We start from the raw sequence: 23,103 nt of genomic DNA, 5'->3' as shown, positions 1-23,103 counted from the left end.
CGCCGGGGCGTCCTCGGGCGGCGCGGGGCGGCCGGGCGCGCGAGCATGGGGGGATGGAGCCGAGCGAAACCTCCCTGGCGGAGGTCAGCGCGCCGGGCCGGGTGGCCGCCGAGGGCGAGGGCATCAGCCCGCAGGAGCTGGCGCTCGCCGCCCGCAACCACGGGCTGCCGCTGGAGGCCCTGCGCTACGAGGTCACCCCGGCCGGGCTGCACTACGTGCTGGTCCACTACGACATCCCCGCGGCCGACGCGGACAGCTGGCGGCTGACCGTCGGCGGCCGGGTGCGTACGCCGCTCAGCCTGGACCTGGCGGCCCTGCGGGCCCTGCCCGCGGTCACCCGCCGGGTCACCATGGAGTGCGCGGGCAACGGCCGGGCCCGGCTGTCGCCCCGGCCGGTGAGCCAGCCGTGGCTGGTCGAGGCGGTGGGCACCGCCGACTGGACGGGCGTGCCGCTGCGGACGGTGCTGGCCGGGGCGGGGGTGCGGGCGGACGCCGTCGAGGCCGTCTTCACGGGCGCCGACCACGGGGTGGAGCGCGGGGTGGAGCAGGACTACCGGCGCAGCCTGCCGCTGCCGGTCGCCACCGGCCGGGATCCCGGGGTACTGGTCGCGTACGCGATGAACGGGCAGCCGCTGCCCCCGCAGCACGGGTATCCGCTGCGGCTGGTCGTCCCGGGCTGGTACGGGATGGCGCACGTGAAGTGGCTGCGGGACATCACCCTGGCCGACACCACGTTCACCGGGTTCCAGCAGGCGGTGGCCTACCGGTACCGGCGGGCCGGGGAGGACCCGCAGGGCCCCGGGGAGCCGGTCACCCGGATCGCGCCGCGGGCCCTGCTGGTCCCGCCGGGCTTCCCCGACTTCATGTCGCGGGTACGCGTCGTGCGCCCGGGCCCCCTACGGGTCGAGGGGCGCGCCTGGTCCGGCCACGGACCGGTCGTCTCGGTGGAGCTGAGCGTCGACGGGGGCGCCTCGTGGACGCGGGGGCAGGTCGGTGCGCGGCCGCCGGGCGAGTGGGCCTGGCAGGGGTGGCACTGCGACTGGACGGCGCGGCCCGGCCGGCACACCCTCGTGGCCCGCGCCACGGACGCCGAGGGCCGTACGCAGCCGCTCGAACAGGAGTGGAACCGCGGGGGGTTCGGCAACAACGCGGTCCAGCGGGTGCCCGTCGTGTGCTGCCGGTGAGGCGGGCCGCTCACCCGGTGGGGCCGGGGGCGTCCGCCAGGAGTTCGGGGCCGTTGTTGCGGACGCTGTTGACGGCCGTCGTCACGGCCCGGACCTCCAGGCGGCCGCCGGCCGGTGTGGCGAGGAGGGCGCGCAGGGCGTGCGGGTCCCGCTGTCCCGGGTCCAGCCAGCTGTCGTAGTCGTCGGGGGCCAGGGTCAGCGGCATGCGCGGGTGGACGCGGCCGGCGTCGTCACTGGCCTCGGTGGTCAGGACGGTGCAGGTGGCCCACCAGGCCGCCGGATCGTCCTCGTCGGTGACGGCGGGGTCGCGCCAGAACTCGTACAGGCCGGCCATCGCCATCACCGAGCCGTCCAGCGGGCGGATGAACCAAGGCTGCTTGTAGGCCTTCGCCGTGCCGGTGGCGGGGACGGGCTCCCACTCGTAGAAGCCGTCGGCGGGCAGCAGGCAGCGGCGGGCGGCGAAGGCACGGCGGTAGGCCGGCTTCTCGGCCACCGTCTCCACCCGGGCGTTGATCATCTTCGCTCCGCCGCCCGCGGTCTTCGACCAGGACGGCACCAGTCCCCACCGCAGCGCCCGCAGCTGCCGCTCCAGTACGCCGCTCTCCCGGTCGGCGCGCTCCAGCACCGCCCACACCGGGTCCGTCGGGGCGACGTTCCAGCTGGGCGGCAGGACCAGGTCGGGGCTCCTCGCCGTGACCTGGAACAGACCGGTGAGGTCCTCGGGGCTGCGGGTGGAGACGTAGCGGCCGCACATGGGTCCAGCGTGCCACGCGGGACCGGCCCGCGCGGCGGACCGGCGCGGGGTGCGGCCCTACGGGGTCAGCTGTAGATGGTGTCGGCGTACTGGGGGCCGTAGTGGCGCTCCAGGTCCTCCAGCGGCATGTCGGTCCGCTCCAGGCTCTTGGAGATCCTCGCCCGGGACGGCACCGCCTCGGGGTTCCAGGTCTGCGGCTTCCACAGGTCGGCGCGCAGGAAGGCCTTCGGGCAGTGGAAGTAGACCTGGTCGATCTCGACGACGAGGGCGATGGCCGGCCGGTGCCCCCGGACGGTCATGTCGTCGAAGAAGGGCGCCTCGCGCACCAGCCGGGCCCGGCCGTTGATCCGGAGGGTGTCGGCCCGGCCGGGCACCACGAAGAGGAGGCCGACGCGGGGGTTGGACAGGATGTTGCGGAACCCGTCGGCACGGCGGTTCCCGGGGCGGTCCGGGATCGCGATCGTGGTGTCGTCGAGGACCTTGGTGAAACCGGGCGGGTCACCCTTCGGCGAGACGTCGCAGGTGCCGTCGGCGGCGGAGGTGGCGATCAGGCAGAAGGAGGACTGCTCCAGCCACTGCCGGTCGTGCTCGTGCAGGGTCCGCCGTTCCTTCGACCGGGCCACCGCCGTGGGCTCCCCGAGCAGTTCGCGCAGTTCGGCCTCGGAGGTTATCTCCACCACTGGGTCGTTCTCCATCACCTGATCCCCCTTCATGTGCCCTACGGTCATGCCCAGTATCGGCGCAGACACCGCCCGGCGACCACGGCGGTCAAGATCCGGAAGAGACGGCTCATGCGGCACCGTCCTTGAGGGAGCGGCCGAACTGCTCGTCCAGGACGGACAGCCGGCGCCAGTACTCGTCCTCGTCGATCTCACCGGTGGCGAAGCGCCGGCCGAGGATCGCGATCGGGGAGTTCGCGCCGTACGCGGCTCCACGGGCGGGCTGCCAGGGGGCGCGGCGGCCGCCGCGCCAGACGGTGCGGCGGAGCACGGTGACGACCGTGACGACGACCGCCGCCCAGACGAGGGGCAGGAGGAGGATCCACGGGCCCGGGCCGTCGAAGGCGAGGGTGGTGAGCCCGTCGAAGGGGGGCGGGGTCGGGAGGGTGAGTGGGGAAGTCATCTCGGTTCAGCTCCTCGGGAGTGTGGACGTTCCGTTTCACTCCGAGACTGGCTCCGGGAGGGTGTCCCGGTCGTCGTACGGCCGGCTGCACCGTCCGTACTTCCCCGGGAGTACGGGGCCGGGCGCGCGGACCCCGACAGTCTGGGCGGGCCCGCCCGGGCGGGGTCAGCCGAGCCAGCCGGGCCGGACCAGCCCGGACTCGTAGGCGAGGACGACCAGTTGGGCGCGGTCGCGGGCGCCGAGTTTGACCATGGTGCGGCTGACGTGGGTCTTGGCGGTGAGCGGGCTGACGACCAGGCGGCGGGCGATCTCCTCGTTGGTCAGGCCCATGCCGACCAGGGTCATCACCTCCCGCTCGCGTTCGGTGAGGGGCTCCAGGCCCACGGCGGCGGCGGGCCGCTTGGACCGGGCGGCGAACTCCGCGATGAGGCGGCGGGTGACGCCCGGGGACAGCAGGGCGTCGCCCTCGACCACCGCCCGTACCGCCCGTAGCAGTTCCTCCGGCTCGGTGTCCTTGACCAGGAAGCCGGAGGCACCGGAGCGGATCGCCTCGAAGACGTACTCGTCGAGTTCGAAGGTGGTGAGCATGACCACCCTGACGGCGGCGAGCTCCGGCTCCCCGGTGATCGCGCGGGTGGCGGCGAGACCGTCGAGGACGGGCATGCGGATGTCCATGAGGACGACGTCGGGGCGCAGTTCCCGGACCAGCCGGACGGCCCCGTCCCCGTCGGCCGCCTCCCCCACGACCTCGATGTCGGGCTGGGCGTCGAGCAGGGCCCGGAATCCCGCTCGGACGAGCAGTTGGTCGTCGGCGAGCAGTACGCGGATCACGGTGCCTCCTCGGGCGGTACGGCCGGCCGCCTCACAGGGGGAGCCTGGCGACCACCCGGAAGCCGCCGTCCGGGCGTGGACCGGCTTCGATGGTGCCACCGAGTGCGCCGGCCCGTTCGCGCATTCCGGCGAGTCCGTTGCCGCTGCCGCCCGCCGGGCTGCCGGTGGCGGGGCCGTCGTCGTCCACCCGCAGTTCCAGTGAGTGCGGCTGCCAGGCGAGGCGGACGCGGGCGGTGCGCGAACCGGAGTGGCGGACCACGTTGGTGAGGGCCTCCTGGAGGATCCGGAAGGCGGCCAGGTCGGCGCCGGGCGGCAGGGTACGGGCCTGCCCCTCGGTGTCGATGTGCACGCCGAGCCCGGCCGCCGCGGCCTGTTCGACGAGCTCCGGGAGCCGGTCGAGCCCGGGGGCGGGGGCGCGGGGGGCGGCGCCGGGGGCGCGCAGGGTGTCGAGGACCTGCCGGACCTCGCCGAGCGCCTCCTTGCTGGCCGCCTTGATGGTGGTGAGCGCGGTACGGGCCTGCTCGGGGTCGCTGTCGAGGAGGGCCAGTCCGACCCCGGCCTGGACATTGATCACGGCGATGCTGTGGGCGAGGACGTCGTGCAGTTCGCGGGCGATGCGCAGGCGTTCCTCGTCGGCCCGGCGTCTTTCGGCGGCGGCTCGCTCGGTCCGCTCGCGGGACCACTGCTCACGACGTACGCGGACCAGTTCGGAGAGGGCGAGGATCGCGAGCACCCAGGCGGTGGCGCCCAGCTCCTGCCCCCACGGCGCGGGGCCGTCGCCGGCGGGCGGGAGGTAGCGGTAGAGCCAGTGCCCGAGGAGCAGGTGCCCGGCCCAGAGGAGCCCGACGGCTCCCCAGGCGGCTCTTCGGTGTCCGGCGATGACGGCGGCGAAGCAGGCCACGGCCAGGCTGATGAAGACGGGGCCGTAGGGGTATCCGGCCGCGAGGTACACGAGGGTGACGGCCGAGACCCCGTACACGACGGGCACCGGATGGCGGTGGCGCACCACGAGCAGGGCGGGGCCGAGGAGCAGCAGGAGCCGCCCGGCCCAGTCGAGCTCCACCCGCCCGCTCTGTGCCTGCGCGGCCAGGCCGGAGCCGATCTGGGCGACGACGGCGACGAGCAGCGCCGACCGCCAGGCCGGCCCCCGGCCGGCCCGCTCCACCCACCGTCGCCACGGGGGTCCGGGATGCTCGCGCTGATGTTCCATACGGTCACGCTAGACGCGGGCCGCCGTCACCCGCGTCACCCCGGCGTAGCGTTTCCGGGGTACTCCCCAGGTAGTACGCCGGGGTACGCCGCCGCCCGCCCGGATGCGTCGTCGGCGTCCCGGGCCCAGGGTGGAGGGATGGAGCACGCGCCGATCGTCGTCCACCGCGTCTCGCCTTCCGGCGGCCGCCGGGTGAGCCTGCGCGTGCAGGACCGGGAAACGGCCCTCGGTGTCGCGTACTCGGACGCGGACGTGATCGAGTTCCTGCGCCGCGCCGAGGTGCCGGACCCCGACGAGCTGGTCCTCGGGGAGCCGACCCCGCTGGTGGAGTGGCAGGGCGATGCCCCGTACCTCTACGAGGGCGAAGCACCGGACACCGACATCCCCTGACGCGTACCCGTTCGCCCCTTCCCCCCTCTCCCCCTCCCCCTTGCGCAGGGCCACCTTCCGGCCAATGCGTGATGTGCTCATGACATCTCACGACCCTTGTGGCACGCTCCGTGGCGCACTCCGAACGGCCTCGCACCACACCCCCACAAGGACGTGTCAAGGAGGAGCGACATGAGGCACCTCACGAAACTCGGCATGGCGGTGGCGGCCCTGGCGGCCACCCTGGGAACCGCTACGACGGCCGCCGCGTCCGGCGGCGCCGCCGACCAGCGCGTCGACGGCGTCATCGTCGTCGCGGGCAGCACCTGCACCTGGAGCAATGCCCGGACCAGCGCCGTTCCCCCGGCCGCGCTCACGGTCGACCGCACCACCGTCAACAAGCCCGGCGGCAACCTCGCCTGCGACGGCGGCATCACCGCCGCCCTCAACAACAACCCGGCCTTCACCTTCGACGACGCCGGCGCCACCGCCCGCACCGACCTGATCGACATCACCGGGCAGCAGAGCTTCATCTCCTGCCGCTACAAGGCCACGAACCTCGTCTGGGACCGCGACGGGACCACGAGGAAGTACGTCAACCGGGCCTTCACCGCCACCAAGACCTCCGGCAGCTTCCTGTGCCCCGGCTCCGTCGCCACCCCGGCCGGGGGCGCGTCCATGCTGTTCCACTGACCGGCGCCACCCCAGGTCACCGCCGCCCGCACCCGGGCGGCGGTGACGCACCCCGGAACACCGCCGGCCGCCCTCAGACGCGGCTTCCGGCCAGCAGACGGGCGGTGACGCCCGCCAGCCGCGCGCCCTGGTAGCGGGCCGCCTCGAGGATGTTCTCGCCCGGAGCGCCCGCGGAGGTGGCGTGCGTGGTGCCGTACGGGTTGCCGTTCGCGGCGTAGACGACCGGGTCGGTGAACCCGGGCGAGACGATCAGCGAACCCCAGTGGTGCAGGGTGTTGTAGAGGGCCAGCAGGGTGGACTCGTTGCCGCCGTGCAGGTTGCCCGCGCTGCCGAAGGCGGTGGCGGGCTTGTCGACGAAGACGCCCTGTGCCCACAGGCCGCCGGTGCCGTCGATGACCTGCTTCAGCTGCGCCGCGACGTTGCCGAAGCGCGTCGGGGTGCCCAGCGCGTAGGCGTCGGCCCAGCGGAGGTCGTCGTGGGTCACCGTCGGGATGTCGCGGGTGGCCTCCACGTGCGCGCGCCACTCCGGACGGGAGTCGACCGCCTCGTCGGGGGCGAGTTCGGGGGCCCGGAGCAGACGGACCTCGGCACCCGCCTTCTGCGCCCCTTCCACGACGGCCTGCGCGAGCTGGTGGACGGTTCCGGTCGCCGAGTAGTAGATGACGGCGATCTTGGGGTTGATGGTCATGGCGAGAAAGCCCTCCCGGAGAGACATGAAAGCGGATGACTATCCGCTTCCTGACCGAAGTGAACCGGATAGTCATCCGCTTGACAAGCCCCTTCTCCCACGGAAGCGGATAGCGGTCCGGTACGCTCGGCCTTCCGGGACACCAGATCCGCAGACCGGAGGCCGGGGAGCGCCGTGGAACAGCCGCACCGCATCGAACTGCCGCTCGCGAACGGCCGGCCCCCGGCCGAGCGCGCCGACGCCGCGCGCAACCGCCGCCGGATCCTCGACGCGGCGGCCGTGATCGTCGCCGAGCAGGGTCCCGGCGCGCTCACCATGAACGCCGTGGCGCACGCCACGGGCATCGGGGTGGGGACGGTCTACCGCCGGTTCGGCGACGTCTCGCAGCTCATCTACGCCCTCCTGGACGACCGCGAGCTGCGCTTCCAGGCGGCCTTCCTGAGCGGCCCTCCCCCGCTGGGCCCCGACGCGCCGCCCGCCGAGCGGCTGCGCGCCTTCCTCCACGCTCTGACCGACCGCATCGTCGACCAGCAGCGCCTGATGCTGGCCGGCGAGGTCGCCGCCCCGAGCGCCCGCTACGCCAGCGGCCCGTACAGCGCCATGCACACCCACGTGGCGACCCTGGTCGCCGGGATCCGGCCCGGCGCGGACCCCGCGGTCCTGGCCCACCTGCTGCTGGCCCCGCTCACCCCGAGCCTGATCAGCCACCTCACCGTGGACCGCGGCCTGACACCGGCGCAGATCAAGGACGGCCTCGACGAGCTCCTCGGCACGAGCGGCCTGACGGAGGCCTGAGCCCGGCCACCCGCCCGGCCGGGAGGCCCACCGGTCGCACGCCCGGGTGCGGGGCCGCAGCATGGAAAGGGGTCCGCCCGGGTGAGGAGGCCGGTCATGGCCGATGCGCGGCCCGCTTCGCCGGCCGACGGCCCCGGGGCGGGATCTCCGGAGACCGGGCCCCCGGCGTCCGGCTCCTCCCCGACCGGGTCCTCAGCGGCCGGTCCTGCGGCAGCCGGTACCCCGGCGGCGGCGGGCGGCCTGCTGGACGTCCTCGGCGTGGCCGCCGTGGTCCTCGACGCCGAGGGACGGATCCGCCTGTGGAGCCCCCAGGCCGCCGCCCTGTTCGGCTATCCGGCCGAGGAGGCCCTCGGGCGCTACGCGGCGAAGCTGCTGGTGGAGGAGGCCCACCAGGAACGGGTGCTGAGCCTCTTCGAACGGGTGATGAAGCGTGACGGCGCCTGGGCGGGCACCTTCCCCGTGCGCCACCGGGACGGGCGGACCGTCCTCGTGGAGTTCCGCAACATGCGCCTCCAGGCCGACAACGGCCGTCTCTTCGCCCTCGGCCTGGCCTCCGAGCAGGCCACCCTGCGCCGCGTCGAACGGGATCTGGCGCTGTCGATGCGCCTGGTCGACCAGTCCCCCATCGGGCTGGCCGTCCTCGACACCGAGCTGCGCTACGTCCTGGTCAACCCCGCGCTCGAACGGATCAACGGGGTGCCCGCCGACCGGCACCTGGGGCGCCGGCTCGGGCAGGTCGGGCGGGCGGGGCGGACCGGGGAGGTCCTGCCGCTGCTGGAGTCGGCGGCCGTCGAGGCGCGGATGCGGCAGGTCATGGCGACCGGGGTGCCGATGCTCGACGAGTTCACCACCGGGCGCGTCGCCTCGGACCCGGACGGCGAGCGGGCCTGGCTGCTGTCGGTCTACCGGCTCGACGACCAGTCCTCCCGCGTGATCGGCGTGGCGGTCTCCGTGGTGGACGTGACCGAGCAGCACCGCACGGCCGTGTCGGCCGCCCACGCCCGGCGGCGGCTGTCCCTGATCGCCGACGCGTCGGTGCGCATCGGGACCACCCTCGACCTGGACATCACCGCCCGGGAGCTGGCGGACGTGGTGGTGCCGGAGGTCGCCGACATCGCGGCCGTCGACGTGCTCGACGTCATCCTGACGGGCGCCCGGCCGGGCGACGGAACGGCCGGCGGGGCCGTACGGTTCCGCGCGCTGGCCGTGAAATCGGCCTACCGCACGCAGGCCGAGGAGGCCGCCGACCCGGTCGGGGACGTCGCCCTCTACGGCCCCACCCGGCTGGTCGCCCGCTGCGCCCGCACGGGGCGCCCGGTGCTCGTCCCGCACGTGCTGGCGGAGGACCTGCCGCGGATCGCCCGTGACCAGGACGCCGCCCGGCTGCTCGCGGAGGCGGGGCTGCACTCGTACCTCGCGGTGCCGCTGATCGCCCGCGGCCAGGTGCTGGGGGCGCTGGACCTCAAGCGCGCCCGCAACCCCGTACCGTTCGGCCCGGACGACGTCCTGCTGGCGTCCGAGCTCGCCGCCCACGCGGCGGTGTCCATCGACAACGCCCGCTGGTTCCAGCGCCAGCGCCACGCGGCCCTCGCCCTCCAGCGCCATCTGCTGCCGCAGGACCCCCACCCGGCTCCGGGCCTGGACTTCGCGTACCGCTACCAGCCGGCCGGAGCGGCCGACGAGACGGGCGGCGACTGGTTCGACGTCATCCCGCTCACCGGGGACCGGACGGCGCTGGTCGTCGGCGACGTGATGGGCAGCGGCATCAACGCGGCCGCCACCATGGGCCAGCTGCGGGCGACCGCCCGGGCGCTGGGCCGACTGGGTCTGGATCCGGCGACGGTACTCACCCACCTCGACGCCGCGACCGCCGACCTCGGCGAGGCCATGGCCACCTGCGTGTACGCCGTCTACGACCCGCACACCCGGCTGTGCCACATCTCCACGGCCGGGCACCTGCCGCCGGTGCACCTGCGCGCCGGCCGGCATCCGCGGCTGCTGCGGCTGACCACCGCGGTGCCGCTCGGCGTCGGCGGGATCCCCTTCATCACCACGAGCCTCACCCTGGCCCCCGGGGACGCGCTGGTCCTGTACACCGACGGGCTCGTCGAGACCCGCGACCAGGACATCGACACCCGGCTGCTGACCCTGACCGACCTCCTCGCGGGCCCGACCCGCCCCATCGAGGAGACCTGCGACCTGCTGCTGTCCGCCCTGCGCCGCCCCGACACCCACGACGACGTGGCCCTGCTGATCGCCCGCACCCACGCCTGAACGGCGCCGCTCAGGGGTGCGGGAGGCGGGAGCGGATGCGGGCGGCGAGGACGGCGACGTCGTCCTCGGCGTGCTGCGCGTCCAGGCCGGCGACCACCGCGTCCGCGGCGTCGGCGACCGTCCCGCCGCCCGGCACCCGCAGGGCCGTGAGGCGGGCCAGCGAGGTGTCGATGTCCTCGCCGCGCCGCTCGACGAGCCCGTCGGTGTACAGGAGCAGGGTCTCCTCCCCGCTCAGGGGGTGCGCCACCGATTCGTAGCCGCCCAGGCCGGTGCCCAGCGGAGGGCCGACGGGGACGTCGAGCAGCCGGCCGGCGCCGTCCGCGCCGAAGACGGCGGGCGGCAGGTGCCCGGCGCTGGCGTAGACGGCGGTACCGCGCGCGGGATCGACCCGTACGAGCAGGCAGGTCGCGGGGCGCCGGGCCGCGTCCTCGGCGACGAGCGCGTCGAGCTGGCGCAGGACCCGGTGGGGGGCGAGGTCGGTGGAGGCGACCTCGCGCAGGGTGGAGCGGTAGGCGTTCATGTCGACGGCGGCGTCGAGGCCGTGTCCCATGACGTCGCCGACGACCAGCAGGGTCCGGCCGAAGTGCAGCCGTACGGTCTCGAACCAGTCGCCCCCGACGAGGGCGCTCGACCCGACCGGCAGGTACCGGCCGGCGATCAGCAGGTTCGGGTGCGGCCGGCCGGGGTCGGCGACCAGGGCCCGCTGGAGGTCGAGGGCGACGCTCTCGGTGGCGGCGAGCCGCCTGGCGTGGCGGATGTGCACGGCAGCGACGCGCGCCGCGAAGTGCAGGGCGGCGGCCTCGTGGTCGCTGAAGGAGCGGCCGGTCCGTACGGCGAGCAGGGTCCCGTACGAGGTTCCGTGCCGGGACAGCGCGACGGCCAGTCCGTGCACCGGGGCGCCGCCCGGCCGCAGGGTCCAGCTGCGCAGCGGGTGTCCCTCGTCCACGGCGCGGACGGCGGGCCGGGTGCCCGCCACCGGCGGGCGCAGCAGTGCGGCGGCTCCGGCGACGGCGACGCGCTCGGTGCGGCCCTCCAGGACGAGGTCCACGGCCGCCGCGTCGCACAGGGTGCGGAAGAGGAAGGCGGCCAGCTCCCGGCAGGTGGTGGTCTCGTCGTCGGTGGTCCCGATCGCCTCCAGGGCCTCGTCCGGAGCCGGCCCGAACGCGTGGCCCTCGCGATCCGACACCCGTACCTCCGCCCGGAGGGCGGCCCCGTCCGGGCCGCCGGTCGGTCCATTCCACCAGCCCCGGCGCGGTGGAGCGGGCAGCGCGCCGGTCCTCACCTCTGCGGGGTCAGGCGCTCCCACAGGAAAGTGTGCACGAGTGCCTCGTTGAAAGCGGTCTGCCGGTGGTCGGTGGCGCCGGCGTGGCCGCCGCCGAGGTGCTCGTGGAAGAGGACGGGGTGGCCGTGCTCGCGCAGCCGGGCGGCCATCTTGCGGGCGTGGCCGGGGTGGACCCGGTCGTCGCGGGTGGAGGTCAGCAGGAGGACCGGCGGGTACGGGGGGCCGTCGGTCCGCACCTGGTGGTACGGGGAGATCCGCTCCAGGTGGGGCCGGTCGGCGGGGTCGTCGGGGTTGCCGTACTCGGCGGTCCAGCTGGCCCCGGCGAGGAGCTCGTGGAAGCGGAGCATGTCCAGCAGCGGTACGTGGGCGACGACCGCGCCGAACAGGGCGGGGTCGCGGGTGAGCACGGCGCCCATCAGGAGGCCGCCGTTGCTGCCGCCCTCGATGCCCAGCTGGGCGGGGGTGGTGATGCCGCGCGCGGTGAGGTCGCGGGCGACGGCGGCGAAGTCCTCGAAGGCCCGGACCCGGTCGGCGCCGAGGGCGGCCCGGTGCCAGGCGGGCCCGTACTCGTGCCCGCCCCGGATGCCGGCGAGGACGTACGTACCGCCGCGCGCGAGCCAGGCGCGGCCGGTGACCGCGCTGTACTGCGGAACCATGGAGACCTCGAAGCCGCCGTACCCGTAGAGCAGGGTGGGGCCGGGGCCGGGGCGGTCCTCGGGGCCGATCACGAAGTAGGGGACCTTCGTGCCGTCGTCGGAGACCGCGAAGTACTGGGCGACGCTCATTCCGGCCGTGTCGAACAGGGCGGGGGCCTGCTTGAGGCTCTCGCCGCCGTCGGCCGTGCCCGCCGTGCCCCGCAGGAGGGTGGAGGGCTGGAGGAAGCCGGTCAGTTCGAGGAGGTACTCGTCGCTCTCGTCGGGGTCGGTGTCGACGACCGACGCCGTGGACAGCGGGGGGACGCCGGCGAGGGGAGCGCGGCTCCAGCCGTCGGGGCCGGGGGTGAGAAGCTCCATGCGGGAGGAGACGTCGGCGCGGGTGGTCACCACGAGGTGGTTGCGGGTCCAGCTGTAGCCGGCGAGCGCGGTGTGCGCGTCGGGGGTGAACAGCGCGTGCGGTGTGCGCGTACCGGCCCGGAAGGCATCGAAGTCGAAGGCGAGGAGGCTGCCGGCGGGGTGCCCGAGCCACGGGGAGCGGGGGGCGACGATCAGCCACTCCCGGTGGACGGAGGCGACCGCGTCGTCCGGAACGTCGATCTTCAGCGGCGGGGCGGCGGGGGCATCTGGTGCCTCGGGCGCGTCGGGGAGGAGGAACAGCTCCTGGTTCCAGAAGTCGATCTGCCGGCTGACGAAGTCCCGTTCGAAGCCGCGCGTGTGGTCGCGCCAGCCGCAGGCCGAGAGGTCGGCGGGCCGGCCCTCGTAGACCTTTTCGGCCTGGTCGAGGGGGGTGCCCCGGCGCCAGCGGCGGACCTGGAGGGGGTAGCCGGAGGGCGAGAGGGAGCCGGGGCCGAAGTCGGTGCCGATCCACAGGTGGTCGCGGTCGATCCAGCCGGCGCGGGTCTTGGCCTCGTCGACGTGGAAGCCGCCCTCGACGAACTCCAGGGTTTCGAGGTCGAACTCGCGCACCACGCAGGCGTCCGCCCCGTCGCGCGACAGCATGACGAGGGCGTGGCGGTGGGCGGGGGCCAGGACGCTGCTGCCCGCCCAGGCCCACTTCTCGTCCTCGGCCTCGGCGAGCGCGTCCAGGTCCAGGACGGTCTCCCAGACGGACCGTTCGGTGCGGTACTCCTCCAGGGTCGTACGCCGCCAGATGCCGCGCAGGCGGTCGGCGTCCTGCCAGAAGTTGTAGAGGTGGCGGCCCCGGCGGACGACGTACGGGATCCGCGCGTCGTCGTCCAGCACCTCGCGGACCTCGCGCTCCAGCGTCTTGAAGCCGGGGGCTCCGGTCAGCGCGGCCACGGTCTCGGCGTTGCGCTCGCGGACCCAGTCCAGGGCGGCCTCACCCGCCACGTCCTCCAGCCAGAGGTAGGGGTCGGGGGCGGTGTGCGGGCCGGAGGCGGCGGGTGCTTCTGCGTTCATCCGCCGATTGTGCCGGACGCCGGGGCGCCACCGGGACGACCGGGGTGCGGCCCGGCGGCGGGCGGCGCGCCCCACCCCGCCGGGCGAGACGGCCTACGGGTTCACGGCCGGACGGCGTCCGGGCCGTGGTGGACGGCGTCCAGGACGGCCAGGTCCTCGTCGGAGAGGCTCAGCGCGCCCGCGGCGACGTTGGCTTCGAGGTGGTCCGGGTTCCCGGTGCCGGGGATGGCCAGGACGTGCGGTCCGCGGTGCAGGACCCAGGCCAGCCGGACCTGGGCGGGGCTCGCCCCGTGCGCCCGGGCGACGGAGAGGAGTTCCTCGCTCTCGGCGGGGCTCGCGCCGGTCTCCCGCCCGGCGGCGGCGATCGAGTAGAAGGGCACGAAGGCGATGCCCTGCTCCCCGCAGGAGCGGACGAACTCGTCCTGGTCGGGGCGCATGCCGATGCCGTACGGGTTCTGCACGCAGACCACGGGGGCGATCTCCCGGGCCTCGGCGAGCTGTTCGGGGGTGACGTTGGAGACCCCGAGGTGGCGGATGAGTCCGGCCTCGCGGAGTTCGGCCAGGGCGCCGAAGCGTTCGGCGACGGAGTCGGTGCCGAGGACGCGCAGGTTGACCAGGTCGAGGTGGTCGCGGCCGAGCTGGCGCAGGTTCTCCTCGACCTGCCCGCGCAGCCCCTCGGGGGTCCTGGCGTGGGCGTTCCATTCGCCCGAGGGGTCCCGGCCCGGGCCGACCTTGGTGGCGATGACCAGGTCGTCGGGGTAGGGGCCGCCGAGCGCGCTGTTGATCAGCTCGTTGGCGGAGCGCAGCGGGGAGAAGTAGAAGGCGGCGGTGTCGATGTGGTTCACGCCGAGCTCGACGGCGCGCCGCAGGACGGCTATGGCTCGGCCCCGGTCGCTGGAGGCGGCGTCCGCGATGAGGGCGTGGCCGCTCTGCGGGAGGCGCATCGCGCCGAAGCCGATGCGGTTGACCTCCAGGTCGCCGAGCTTCCAGGTGCCCGACGCGGCTGCGGTGATCTTGTGCGGTGTCATCCGGGGATGATCTCCCAGGTCGGGCCGCCCCGCCACTGCTTACCGTCCCCCTCGCCACCCGCCACCCGCCACCCGCCGACCGCCTCCGTCCTACGGGAGCCGCAGGCCGTGCCGGTCCGCCCAGGCCGCGAGGGCGGCGGCGATCAGCAGGGGCTGGTCCTCGGGTGTGTGGTGTCCGGCCACGGCGTCGGAGTGCACGGTCTCCAGGCCGGCGATGTTCCGCTCGCACCAGGCGATGATCCCCTCGTGCATCATCGCGCCCGGTCCGGGCTCGAAGGTGAGCAGCAGCTTGGGGACGTCCGCACTGGCCGCCAGCCACCGGTCGTACGCCTCGATCCGGGCGACGACCTCGGCGGGTTCGCCGCCCAGCGGCATCGAGCGGGCCCAACGCAGGAGCGGGAGGCGGCTGTCCCGGGTCGGGTAGGGCTTGCGGTAGACGTCGTGGTCGCCGTCGGCGAGCCCGGTGGCGACGGTGCCGGGCAGGGCTTCCTCGATGAAGGCGTTGCCGTCGAGGATCATGGCCTCGCCGACTCCTTCGGTCTTGATCGCCTCGAACAGCGCGCGTCCGGCCTCCGGGAACTCCTCCCAGGCCATCGGCTTGACGATGGTCTCGGTGAAGGCGATGCCGCGGACCCGGTCCGGGTGGCGCGCGGCCCAGTCGAAGGCCAGGGCGCCGCCCCAGTCGTGGCCGACGAGGACGACGTCCTGGAGGCCGAGTGCGTCGAACCAGGCGTCGAGGTGGCGGGCGTGGTCGTCGAAGGTGTAGTCGATGTCGGGTTTGCCGGACTCGCCCATGCCGATGAGGTCGGGGGCGAGCAGCCGGCCGGGGCCGACGGCCGGTATGACGTCCCGCCACAGGTGGGAGGAGGTCGGGTTGCCGTGGAGGAAGACGATCGGGGCGCCGGTACCGGACTCCCGGTGGTGGATGGTCGAGCCGAGGAGGTGCTGGACGGGCATGGTCAGGTCCTTCGTTCGTTCGTCGGAGTCGGAGGGGCTGATCGGGGGCGTCGTCGTGGTCAGCGGAAGGCGGGGGCGTTGCGGGCGGCCCAGGCGGCGAAGGTGCCGGGCTCCCGGCCCAGGACGTGTGCGACGTCGGGGCTGACCCGCTGCTCGTCGGGGGTCGGTGCGCCGAGGAGGGCGAGGGTGCCCTCGACGACGGGCAGCGGCATGAAGCGGGCCATCAGGGCGTGGGCCTGTTCGCGGGTCTGCTCGGTGAAGCGGACCGGTTCGCCCAGTGCGGCGGCGATCGCCGCCGCCCGCTCGCGCGGGGTGGTCGGGGCGGGGCCGGTCAGGGTGTAGGTGGCGCCGGTGTGGGTGTCGTCGTCCGTCAGGGCGCGGGCGGCGACCGCCGCGACGTCGTCCGGGTCGACGAAGGGCAGGGCGACGTCGGCGAACGGCGCCCCGGCCTCCCGCCGGGTGCGGATCGACTCGGCCCAGGCGAAGGCGTTGGTGTCCATCCCGCCGGAGCGCAGCACCGTCCAGGCGAGTCCGGATCCGCGCAGGGCCTCCTCGAAGCGGGCCGGGTGCCGGTAGGCCTGCGGCCGGGTGCCCGCGCCCTGCGAGGAGAGCAGGACGACCTTGCGGATGCCGGCCGACGCGGCCTCCTTGAGGATGCCGTCCGGGTCCTCCCCCGCCACCAGCAGGAACAGCGCCCGCGCTCCGTCGAAGGCGGTCCGCAGGCCGGCCGGGTCGGCCAGGTCGGCGGCGACCGCCCGCACCCCCTCGGGTACGTCGGCGGCGGTGATCCGGCGGGCCACCGCCGTCACCTTCAGCCCGTCCTGCGTGAGCGTCCGTACCAGCGCCTGTCCGACGTTCCCGGTCGCACCCGTCACCACGATCATGTCGATCTCCCCAAGAAGTTAGTTAGTTGACTGACTTGGTCCGTCGGGAAGGAAGTTAGCACGGCCGGACCCCCCGCTGTCTATAGTTAGTCGGGTGACTAACTCAAAAGATTCCGGGAAGGCCGCGGCGAAGGCACCCGGCAAGCGTCAGCGGCTGACGGCGGCCGCCTCCCTGGTCCTGTACGAGCAGGGCGTGGAGCGCACGACCCTCGCCGACATCGCCCGCGTCGCCGAGGTGCCGGTCGGCAACGTCTACTACTACTTCAAGACCAAGGACGAGCTGGTCGAGGCCGCCCTCTCCGAGCACGTCACCCACCTCGAGGCCCTCACCGCCCGGCTCGGCCTGCTCCCAGGACCGCGCGAACGCCTCAAGGCGCTGGTCGAGGCATGGGTCGGCCAGCGCGACAGCGCCGTCCGGCACGGCTGCCCCACGGGCACCCTCGCCGCCGAACTCGGCAAACGCGACGACGGCGGGCTCGACCTCGCGGCGGGCCGGGTGATCCGCCGGCTCCTGGACTGGGTGGAGCTGCAGTTCCGCGAGATGGGCGCGGCCGACCCCGAGGGGCTCGCGCTGACGCTCGTCGGCGCCTACCAGGGGATGTCGCTGCTCGCCAACGCCCTGCGCGACCCGGAGGTCATGACCCGGGAGGGGGCCCGCCTGCTGAGCTGGCTCGACGCTCTGGAGCCGGGCGCGCCCGAAGGCTCGTAGACACTGTCTACCCCCTTCTGGTAGACAGTGTCTTCATGGAAGAGAGCCCGCTGCGCGAGCGGCTGATCGATGTCGGTGTCGAACTCGTCAAGACCGAGGGGACCGGGGCCCTGGGCCTGCGGGAGATCGCCCGCCGGGCCGGGGTCTCCCACGGGGCGCCCCGGCGGTACTTCCCCACCCACCAGGCCCTGCTGTCGGCCATCGCCCGGCGCGGGTTCGCCGAGATGGGCGCCCGCTTCGCGCGGGCGGGAGCCGGGGCGGCCGCGCCGCGGGAGCGGGTGCGGGCGCTCGCGTCGGCGTACGTCGGCTACGCGCTGGAGCACCGGGCGATGTTCGAGCTGATGTTCCGCCACGACCTGCTGGCGAGCCCGGTGGAGGGCGGCGCCGGCGGGCCCCGGCTGCGGGAGTCCACGCTGCCGCTGTTCGGGCTGCTGGTGGAGCTGGTCGCCTGGTGCGACGCCGCCGAGCCGGAGCTCACGGCGGCCGCCCTGTGGGCGAACCTGCACGGGGTGGCGCAGCTGTGGGCCTGGGGCAGTCTGCCCCTCGTGCTGGGCTCCGACGCCGGGGACCTGGTCGACCGGCTGGTCGGCGCGGCCCTGGACGCGCATCTCGGGCCGGAGGCGCCGTGAGGCACCGGCTCTCGCTGCTGGTCAGCGTCGGCGGAGCGATGCTCGTCGCCCTCGACGGAACCGTGCTGATCGTGGTGCAGCCCGATCTGCGGCGCGAACTCGGGGCGAGCGTGGCCGAGGTGCAGTGGACGAGCACCGCCTACCTGCTCGCCGTCGCCGCCTTCCTGGTGCTCGCCGGGCGGCTCGGCGACCGGTACGGGCACGGGCGGCTGATGCTGACCGGGGTGCTCGGCTTCGCCGCCGCCTCGGCGGGCATCGCCCTCGCCCCCGGGGTCGGCTGGGTGATCGCGCTGCGCGCCGTCCAGGGGCTGTTCGGGGCGCTGCTGCAGCCCGCGACGCTCGCGCTGCTGCGGGTGGGCTGTCCGCCCGAACGGCTGGGCAGGGCGATCGCGGTGCGGACCGGCGCGATCGGGGTGGCCGCGGCGGCGGGACCGCTGCTGGGCGGGCTGCTGGTGGCGCAGGCCGGCTGGCGGGCGGTGTTCGTGGTGAACGTGCCGGTCGCCCTGGTGATCGCCGCCCTGGTCCTGGCCCTACGGGTGCCCGCGCCCGGGCCGTCGGAGTCCGGGCGGCTGGGGGCCGGCGGTCCGGCATTGCTGGCGGCGGCGCTCGCCGCGCTGGTGTACGCGCTGGCCGGGGTGCCGGCCGACGGGTGGGCCGGTGCACCGACGCTGGTGGGGCTCGGGGCGGCCGCCGGGCTGGGGGCGCTGTTCCTGCACGGTGAGCGGCGCGGCCGGCGGCCGCTGGTGCCGGCGGCGGTGGCGCGGTCGGTGCCGGTCGCGGCGTCGCTGGGGCTGCTGCTGACGGTGTCCGCCGGGATGTTCGGAGCGCTGTTCACCGCCACGTTCCTGCTCCAGGACGTACGGGGCCTCGGTGCGCTCGCCACCGGGGTCCGGGTGCTGCCGCTGACCGCCCTGATGGTGGCGGGGGCGCCGGTGGCCGGCGCCGCGCTGCGCCGGTTCGGGGCGCGGGCGACGGCGCTCACCGGGACGGGGCTGGTGGTGGCGGGGATCTGCGGGCTGGAGTCGGGCGGCCCGGTGGCGTTCGGGGTGCTGGGCGCCGGGTTCGCGGCGGTGATGGTCACCGCCACCGGGACGGTGGTGGGTGACGCCCCGGCCGGTTACGCGGGGGTGGTGGGCGGGCTCAAGCAGACGGCCATGAACGTGGGCCCGTCGCTGGGCATCGCGGTCGCGGCGGGCGCGGGGGCGGCGGGGGCCGCTCCCCGGACCTTCGCCGCCCTGGCCGCGCTGGCGGCCGTGGGGCTGGCCGCGGCCTGGCTGCTGCCGGGCCGGACACCCGTGGGGGAGGTGTCCGGCCCGGCAGGTCTCAGGGGGTGAAGGTCCAGCGCTGGGCCGGGGTGGAGGCGCAGGCGGCGCGGGTGAGCCGGGTGCCGTCGGCGGTGCCGTTGCCGGCCGGGGTGAGGCACTGGCCGAGCGTACGGAGACTGCCGTCCGGGCCGGGCTGCCAGGTCTGGCCGGAGCCGCCGGTGCAGGCCTGGACGGTGACCTTGGCCGGGTCGGCGGCGTCGAGGCAGACCCCGCCGAGGCCGGTGAGGCGGCCGTCGCCCCGCAGGGTCCAGCGCTGGTTCGGGCCTCCGTGGCAGGTGTAGAGGGTGGGCTGGGTGCCGGGGACGGTGGCGCTGTGCGGGAGGTCCAGGCAGCGCCCGGAGGCGGCGCCGACGAGGGTGGCGTCGGCGGGGAGGGGTGCGGGGCGGCCGGTGAGGGTGAGTTCGGCGGCGCTGGTCCAGGGGCCGCGGCCGCCGGCTTCGGTCAGGGCGCGCAGTTTCAGGTAGCGGCCGGTTCTGGGGGCGAGGGTGACGGATTTCGCGGCCGGGGTGTCGGGGAGGGTGCCGGTGGCGGCGGGGGCGCCCCAGTCGGTGGTGGTGTCGGACACGTAGGCCTCGTAGGCGCCGATGCGGCCGTTGGCCCCGCCGTCCTGGCGGGGGAGGTAGCCGAGGCCGTCGACGGTGTAGCGGGCGCCGAGGTCGACGACGATCTCGTGCGGGAGCGCGGCGGGGGTGCCGGTGGACCAGGCGGTGTGCCACAGGGTGGCCGGGTTCCCGTCGAAGGCGTTGCCGGCGGCGCCGTTCTCGGCGGCGGTCTCCTGGCTGTCGGCGGAGACCAGGTTCCAGGCGGCCTGGGAGATCGGCGCGGAGCCGGTGGGGACCGGGCCGGCGGGCGGGACGGCCGTACCGTCGGCGGTGAGGGTGAAGGCCCCGCCCTTGACGCCGGTCTTGACCCACAGGATCCCGGCCCGGTCGGCGGGGTCGAAGAACCACCCGGTGGTGGCGGTGTCGTAGGCGGCCTTGGTGGTGAGGCGGGGCAGGGCCGCGCCGTCGGTGGTCAGGGTGGTGGGGGCGGAGGCCACGTGGAGGGAGAACTCGTAGCCGCGTGCGGCCTGTTGTCCGGCGTAACTGCCGGTGGGGGCGCCGACGGAGACGGTGACCGTGCCGGAGCCCGCGGTGGGGGCGGTGACGTCCACGCGCTGGCGGGCGTAGGCGCCGCTCTCGTGGGCGCGGGTGCGGCCGTCGTCCTCGTAGAGGCTGAAGGTGGAGTTCCCGCGCGGGTGGATGTCGTAGGTGAGGGTGGACAGGGGCTTCTCGCCCGTCCAGTTCATCTGCGGCCACATGGGGACGATGGCGCCGCCCTTGACGAAGAGCGGGAGGGTGTCCAGGGGTGCCTGGTAGTTGTTCAGCCAGCCCGGACCGGCGTACGTCTTCCCGCTCCAGTAGTCGGTCCAGGTCCCGGCGGGCAGGTAGATGCCGTCCCGTACGGAGGTGTCCGAGACGACCGGGGCGACGAGGAAGGAGTCCCCGGCCATGAACTGGCCGCTGGTCTGGTTCCCGCGGGCCACCGGGTCGTCGGGGTACTCCAGGACGAGGGCGCGGGTGCTGGGGACGCCGCTCTCGTGGGCGGTGCGGCTCATCGTGTACAGGTAGGGCATCAGCCTCATCTTGAGCTGGAGGTACTTGCGGTTGACCGACAGGTACGGTTCGGCGAACCGCCAGGGCTGCTTGTCCTGGTAGCCGGCCGACGGGCCCGTGGCGCCCCAGCCGGACATGGTCATGAAGGCGGGGGTGAAGGCCTTCCACTGGAGGTCGCGGGTGTAGGTCCTGGGGCTGCCGCCGAAGATCCCGTCGACGTCTCCGGAGGCGTAGTTGAGTGCGGACAGACCCGCGCCGGTGATGGCGGGGACGTGCCAGCGCATGTCGTCCCAGGTGCCGTAGGTGTCGCCGGTCCAGACGACGGCGTTGCGCTGGGTGCCGGCCCAGCCGTCGACGGTCCACACGTAGCGGCGGGCGTCGGAGTTCTTCTCGATGCCTTCGACGGCCTGGCGGACGCCGTCGAAGGCGTACTTGTAGCCTCCGCCGATCCAGGCGACGTCGGTCTTGACGCCCCGGGTGCCGGCCGTCCCCACCTCGTCGGCGATGGAGCCGAGGCCGGTGGAGGTCCACAGGCCCGTCTGGAAGCCCTTGGCCTTCAGCGCGTCGACGGTGGACTTCAGGGGTGCGGTGTAGCCGCAGCCGTAGCCGTCGTTGGGCAGGAACCACCCCGAGGGCATGTCGGCGGCGCGGGCGTCCGCGGCGTAGCCGACGACGTCGGGGGTGGTCTGGTGGCGGAGGCGGTCGTGGTCGCCCTGGTAGGCGGGGTTGGAGGCGTTGAAGCAGTCGGCGTTGCCGAGTTCGAAGCCCCACAGGGGTGCCATGAAGGGTTTGCCGCTGACGTCGGTGTACGCGTCGAGGACGGACTTGAGGGAGTCCCCGGTGAAGTACCAGGCGTCGAAGCGCTTCTCGTTGTGGGTGAGGGTGGTGGGGGCGTTGAAGCCGTACGAGCCGGGGGCCCAGGTGTTGCGCATGACGCCGTAGTCGTTGGTGGACATGTAGAAGGGCGCCGGGCTGGCGTTGTCGTTCTCGCGCCACTTGTTGTCGACGGCCACCGGGACGGTCTTGCCGCGCAGCGCCCATTCACCGAGGCGCAGGCCGGTTCCGTAGAACTGCTCGTCGGCTCCGCGCGTGAGGTACTGGGTGGTCTGGCCGCCGGTCCAGGAGGTGGGCTGCGATTCCTGCCAGACGAGGGTGGAGTTGTCGGCGCGGTAGACGGAGAACTGCAGCGGGCTCTTGTTCACCCGGATGGACAGGGATCCGGTGGTGATCCGGTAGTAGGTGCCCGCGTCGGCCCAACCGGTGTTCACGGAACCGAAATCGGTGGTGGGGGCGAGGTCGGCGCCGGCCGGGTCGTCGGTGAAGGAGCCGTCGGGCGAGAGCCAGAGCCGGAAGATGTCGGCGCGCGCGACGACCACGCGGGCCTTGGCCCCGGTGGTGGTGCTGACGGTGAAGGTGGCGCCGGACTGGGTGACGCCGGTGGCCGAGCCGGCGGTGGTGGCAGGGGCGGCGGGGGCGGCGTCCGCCCGGGCGGTGGCCGGTCCGGCGGCGGCGAGGCCGGCGGCCGCGAGGGCGGCGGCGGTCAGGGCGGCGACGCGGGCGCGCAGGCGGCCGCGGCGCGGGGCGGGAGTTCTGCGGATGTGTGGGGGGTCGTACCGGTGGCGGACGTCGCGCCGCGTGATCGGTCTCATCGGGCAGCTCCTCGTGCGGTCCGTATCGCGGACACACCGCGTTGGCATGCACCCGGCAAGATAGCGACCTCGGGGCCGCGGGTGAAGGAACTTGCTCGAAGTCGTCCTGTACCGAGCAGTTCTGAGCAGAAATCCCGCTACGCCGCCACGCCACGGCTCCGCCCGGGAAGCCCGTGCGGCGGCTTCCCGGGCGGACCGGCGGGGCGCCGGGGCGTCGGAGCCCGCCGTCAGCCGGCGGTGACGCGGATCTTGGACTGGCCGTGGCCGAGCCGCTCCCAGTCCTCCATGAAGCGGGCCTTCAGGCCGTGCTTGGCCGCGAGGGCGACGAGGGTCTGCGTGCGGTAGTAGAAGTCCTCGCGCAGGACCTGGTGTTCGGCGCCCTCGGTGCGGTCGAAGGTGAAGTCGAACCAGCCGCCGGGCGCGAGGATCCGCCCCACGTGGGCGAGGCACTCGTCGATGATCCCGATGGGCGAGTGGGAGAACACGCTGTGCGCGTGCACCACGTCGAAGTGGTGGTCGGGCAGGAAGTCCAGGGTCAGGTCCTGGGTGATCGTCAGGTGCGGCAGTTTGGCCTGGAGTCCGCGCCCGGCCAGGGTCTGCTTGGCGGCTATGAGGATGTCCGGCGAGATGTCTATGCCGTAGTAGTGGCCCGTGTCGAGGTGGTCGATGAAGCGCCAGCCCGCGCGCAGGTTGCCGCAGCCGATGTCGAGCATCCGGTGGGCGGGGGTCAGGCCGTGCTCCGTCAGGTAGTCGAACTGCATCTTGCCGAGCGCCAGCCACCGGTCGTGGGTCTGGCTGCCGACGGCGGCCTCCGGGTTGCGGCTGGCGTCGGAGGCCATGACGGCGCGGTAGTAGTCCACGTGGTCGGGGTGCTTCAGGCGCAGCCAGCTGTCGCGGGCGGCCCGGCGTACGTACGGGGCGATACGGGTCGGATTGCTCAGCGCGTAGCGGACCTTGTGGCCGACGCTGGCCCGGTCGGCGGTGAGGTTCTTCTTCGTTGCCATGAGGGTCCCCCTGGGATCCGGACGGGAGGTACGGGGTTCGGATTCG

Annotated in this window: 21 protein-coding genes; 8 read left to right on the top strand and 13 right to left on the bottom strand. The window is 74.4% G+C overall.

The features are described from left to right. Positions 1 to 53: 53 nt before the first annotated feature. Entirely contained in the window at positions 54 to 1,184 is a 1,131-nt protein-coding gene (locus tag OOK31_RS15480) for a sulfite oxidase (RefSeq protein WP_267013098.1), read from the top strand. A gap of 10 nt (positions 1,185 to 1,194) precedes the next feature. Here the strand turns inward: OOK31_RS15480 and OOK31_RS15475 are convergent, their stop codons facing one another. The 5 genes from OOK31_RS15475 to OOK31_RS15455 all read right to left on the bottom strand — a co-directional run bounded on the left by OOK31_RS15475 (position 1,195) and on the right by OOK31_RS15455 (position 5,101). After that, positions 1,195 to 1,938 (bottom strand): SOS response-associated peptidase, encoded by a 744-nt coding sequence (locus OOK31_RS15475; protein ID WP_267013097.1) that lies wholly within the window; start codon positions 1,936 to 1,938, stop codon positions 1,195 to 1,197. Between the two features lie 65 nt (positions 1,939 to 2,003). Next, positions 2,004 to 2,633 (bottom strand): pyridoxamine 5'-phosphate oxidase family protein, encoded by a 630-nt coding sequence (locus OOK31_RS15470; RefSeq protein ID WP_267013096.1) that lies wholly within the window; start codon positions 2,631 to 2,633, stop codon positions 2,004 to 2,006. Between the two features lie 94 nt (positions 2,634 to 2,727). Next, positions 2,728 to 3,060 (bottom strand): SHOCT domain-containing protein, encoded by a 333-nt coding sequence (locus tag OOK31_RS15465; protein ID WP_267013095.1) that lies wholly within the window; start codon positions 3,058 to 3,060, stop codon positions 2,728 to 2,730. Positions 3,061 to 3,225: 165 nt separating this feature from the next. Continuing rightward, positions 3,226 to 3,891 carry a response regulator transcription factor gene (locus OOK31_RS15460; protein ID WP_267013094.1) on the bottom strand — a complete coding sequence of 222 codons (666 nt, stop codon included), beginning with the start codon at positions 3,889 to 3,891 and terminating at the stop codon, positions 3,226 to 3,228. Positions 3,892 to 3,922: 31 nt separating this feature from the next. Continuing rightward, entirely contained in the window at positions 3,923 to 5,101 is a 1,179-nt protein-coding gene (locus OOK31_RS15455) for a sensor histidine kinase (RefSeq protein WP_267013093.1), read from the bottom strand. 138 nt (positions 5,102 to 5,239) lie between these two features. Here OOK31_RS15455 and OOK31_RS15450 point away from each other — a divergent pair, with 138 nt between their 5' ends. Further along, the gene (locus tag OOK31_RS15450) at positions 5,240 to 5,491 is read left to right on the top strand and encodes a hypothetical protein (protein WP_267013092.1); all 252 of its coding nucleotides are present in this window, start codon (positions 5,240 to 5,242) and stop codon (positions 5,489 to 5,491) included. 171 nt (positions 5,492 to 5,662) lie between these two features. Then, complete coding sequence (locus tag OOK31_RS15445; RefSeq protein ID WP_267013091.1) at positions 5,663 to 6,163, top strand: hypothetical protein; 501 nt, start codon at positions 5,663 to 5,665, stop codon at positions 6,161 to 6,163. A gap of 73 nt (positions 6,164 to 6,236) precedes the next feature. On the opposite strand, the gene wrbA is transcribed toward OOK31_RS15445, so the two are convergent. Next, positions 6,237 to 6,845 (bottom strand): NAD(P)H:quinone oxidoreductase, encoded by a 609-nt coding sequence (wrbA, locus tag OOK31_RS15440; RefSeq protein ID WP_267088294.1) that lies wholly within the window; start codon positions 6,843 to 6,845, stop codon positions 6,237 to 6,239. Positions 6,846 to 7,025: 180 nt separating this feature from the next. Between wrbA and OOK31_RS15435 the strand changes: the two genes are divergently transcribed. Then, positions 7,026 to 7,646, top strand: a complete 621-nt coding sequence (locus OOK31_RS15435; protein WP_267013090.1) for a TetR/AcrR family transcriptional regulator — start codon at positions 7,026 to 7,028, stop codon at positions 7,644 to 7,646. 96 nt (positions 7,647 to 7,742) lie between these two features. Then, a complete protein-coding gene (locus OOK31_RS15430) occupies positions 7,743 to 9,920 on the top strand; it encodes a SpoIIE family protein phosphatase (RefSeq protein ID WP_267013089.1) in 2,178 nt (725 codons plus the stop codon). Positions 9,921 to 9,930: 10 nt separating this feature from the next. On the opposite strand, the gene OOK31_RS15425 is transcribed toward OOK31_RS15430, so the two are convergent. The 5 genes from OOK31_RS15425 to OOK31_RS15405 form a co-directional block, all read right to left on the bottom strand. Beyond that, positions 9,931 to 11,106, bottom strand: a complete 1,176-nt coding sequence (locus tag OOK31_RS15425; protein WP_267013088.1) for a PP2C family protein-serine/threonine phosphatase — start codon at positions 11,104 to 11,106, stop codon at positions 9,931 to 9,933. Positions 11,107 to 11,198: 92 nt separating this feature from the next. Continuing rightward, the gene (locus tag OOK31_RS15420; protein ID WP_267013087.1) at positions 11,199 to 13,277 is read right to left on the bottom strand and encodes a prolyl oligopeptidase family protein; all 2,079 of its coding nucleotides are present in this window, start codon (positions 13,275 to 13,277) and stop codon (positions 11,199 to 11,201) included. 101 nt (positions 13,278 to 13,378) lie between these two features. Next, positions 13,379 to 14,305, bottom strand: coding sequence for an oxidoreductase (locus OOK31_RS15415; protein WP_267013086.1), 927 nt, complete (start codon positions 14,303 to 14,305; stop codon positions 13,379 to 13,381). A 90-nt stretch (positions 14,306 to 14,395) separates the two neighbouring features. After that, a complete protein-coding gene (locus OOK31_RS15410; protein WP_267013085.1) occupies positions 14,396 to 15,262 on the bottom strand; it encodes a haloalkane dehalogenase in 867 nt (288 codons plus the stop codon). A gap of 59 nt (positions 15,263 to 15,321) precedes the next feature. Beyond that, on the bottom strand, positions 15,322 to 16,146 hold the full coding sequence (locus OOK31_RS15405) for an SDR family oxidoreductase (RefSeq protein ID WP_267013084.1): 825 nt from the start codon (positions 16,144 to 16,146) through the stop codon (positions 15,322 to 15,324). Between the two features lie 94 nt (positions 16,147 to 16,240). Here OOK31_RS15405 and OOK31_RS15400 point away from each other — a divergent pair, with 94 nt between their 5' ends. From OOK31_RS15400 to OOK31_RS15390, 3 genes are read left to right on the top strand one after another with little or no spacing between them, the layout of a single operon-like run. After that, positions 16,241 to 16,855 (top strand): TetR/AcrR family transcriptional regulator, encoded by a 615-nt coding sequence (locus tag OOK31_RS15400; protein ID WP_267013083.1) that lies wholly within the window; start codon positions 16,241 to 16,243, stop codon positions 16,853 to 16,855. A 35-nt stretch (positions 16,856 to 16,890) separates the two neighbouring features. Then, the gene (locus tag OOK31_RS15395; protein ID WP_267013082.1) at positions 16,891 to 17,484 is read left to right on the top strand and encodes a TetR/AcrR family transcriptional regulator; all 594 of its coding nucleotides are present in this window, start codon (positions 16,891 to 16,893) and stop codon (positions 17,482 to 17,484) included. 38 nt (positions 17,485 to 17,522) lie between these two features. Further along, complete coding sequence (locus OOK31_RS15390) at positions 17,523 to 18,818, top strand: MFS transporter (RefSeq protein ID WP_267088293.1); 1,296 nt, start codon at positions 17,523 to 17,525, stop codon at positions 18,816 to 18,818. Here OOK31_RS15390 and OOK31_RS15385 read toward each other — a convergent pair. Both OOK31_RS15385 and OOK31_RS15380 read right to left on the bottom strand, forming a co-directional pair. Further along, the gene (locus OOK31_RS15385; protein ID WP_267013081.1) at positions 18,808 to 22,053 is read right to left on the bottom strand and encodes a TIM-barrel domain-containing protein; all 3,246 of its coding nucleotides are present in this window, start codon (positions 22,051 to 22,053) and stop codon (positions 18,808 to 18,810) included. The genes OOK31_RS15390 and OOK31_RS15385 overlap by 11 nt on opposite strands. A 227-nt stretch (positions 22,054 to 22,280) precedes the next feature. Beyond that, positions 22,281 to 23,057, bottom strand: a complete 777-nt coding sequence (locus OOK31_RS15380; protein ID WP_267013080.1) for a class I SAM-dependent methyltransferase — start codon at positions 23,055 to 23,057, stop codon at positions 22,281 to 22,283. Positions 23,058 to 23,103: the final 46 nt, after the last annotated feature.

Origin of the sequence: Streptomyces sp. NBC_00249 (assembly GCF_026342355.1) — a bacterium.
Lineage (GTDB): Bacteria > Actinomycetota > Actinomycetes > Streptomycetales > Streptomycetaceae > Streptomyces.
This window is presented reverse-complemented; position numbering and strand designations above follow the sequence as displayed.

What these genes read in the sequence shown, in the direction of transcription:
- OOK31_RS15480 (WP_267013098.1), top strand. Translation starts at nt 54, where the DNA reads ATGGAGCCGAGCGAAACCTCCCTGGCGGAGGTCAGCGCGCCGGGCCGG.
- OOK31_RS15475 (WP_267013097.1), bottom strand. Translation starts at nt 1,938, where the DNA reads ATGTGCGGCCGCTACGTCTCCACCCGCAGCCCCGAGGACCTCACCGGT.
- OOK31_RS15470 (WP_267013096.1), bottom strand. Translation starts at nt 2,633, where the DNA reads ATGGAGAACGACCCAGTGGTGGAGATAACCTCCGAGGCCGAACTGCGC.
- OOK31_RS15465 (WP_267013095.1), bottom strand. Translation starts at nt 3,060, where the DNA reads ATGACTTCCCCACTCACCCTCCCGACCCCGCCCCCCTTCGACGGGCTC.
- OOK31_RS15455 (WP_267013093.1), bottom strand. Translation starts at nt 5,101, where the DNA reads ATGGAACATCAGCGCGAGCATCCCGGACCCCCGTGGCGACGGTGGGTG.
- OOK31_RS15450 (WP_267013092.1), top strand. Translation starts at nt 5,240, where the DNA reads ATGGAGCACGCGCCGATCGTCGTCCACCGCGTCTCGCCTTCCGGCGGC.
- OOK31_RS15445 (WP_267013091.1), top strand. Translation starts at nt 5,663, where the DNA reads ATGAGGCACCTCACGAAACTCGGCATGGCGGTGGCGGCCCTGGCGGCC.
- OOK31_RS15430 (WP_267013089.1), top strand. Translation starts at nt 7,743, where the DNA reads ATGGCCGATGCGCGGCCCGCTTCGCCGGCCGACGGCCCCGGGGCGGGA.
- OOK31_RS15420 (WP_267013087.1), bottom strand. Translation starts at nt 13,277, where the DNA reads ATGAACGCAGAAGCACCCGCCGCCTCCGGCCCGCACACCGCCCCCGAC.
- OOK31_RS15415 (WP_267013086.1), bottom strand. Translation starts at nt 14,305, where the DNA reads ATGACACCGCACAAGATCACCGCAGCCGCGTCGGGCACCTGGAAGCTC.
- OOK31_RS15410 (WP_267013085.1), bottom strand. Translation starts at nt 15,262, where the DNA reads ATGCCCGTCCAGCACCTCCTCGGCTCGACCATCCACCACCGGGAGTCC.
- OOK31_RS15405 (WP_267013084.1), bottom strand. Translation starts at nt 16,146, where the DNA reads ATGATCGTGGTGACGGGTGCGACCGGGAACGTCGGACAGGCGCTGGTA.
- OOK31_RS15395 (WP_267013082.1), top strand. Translation starts at nt 16,891, where the DNA reads ATGGAAGAGAGCCCGCTGCGCGAGCGGCTGATCGATGTCGGTGTCGAA.
- OOK31_RS15390 (WP_267088293.1), top strand. Translation starts at nt 17,523, where the DNA reads ATGCTCGTCGCCCTCGACGGAACCGTGCTGATCGTGGTGCAGCCCGAT.
- OOK31_RS15385 (WP_267013081.1), bottom strand. Translation starts at nt 22,053, where the DNA reads ATGAGACCGATCACGCGGCGCGACGTCCGCCACCGGTACGACCCCCCA.
- OOK31_RS15380 (WP_267013080.1), bottom strand. Translation starts at nt 23,057, where the DNA reads ATGGCAACGAAGAAGAACCTCACCGCCGACCGGGCCAGCGTCGGCCAC.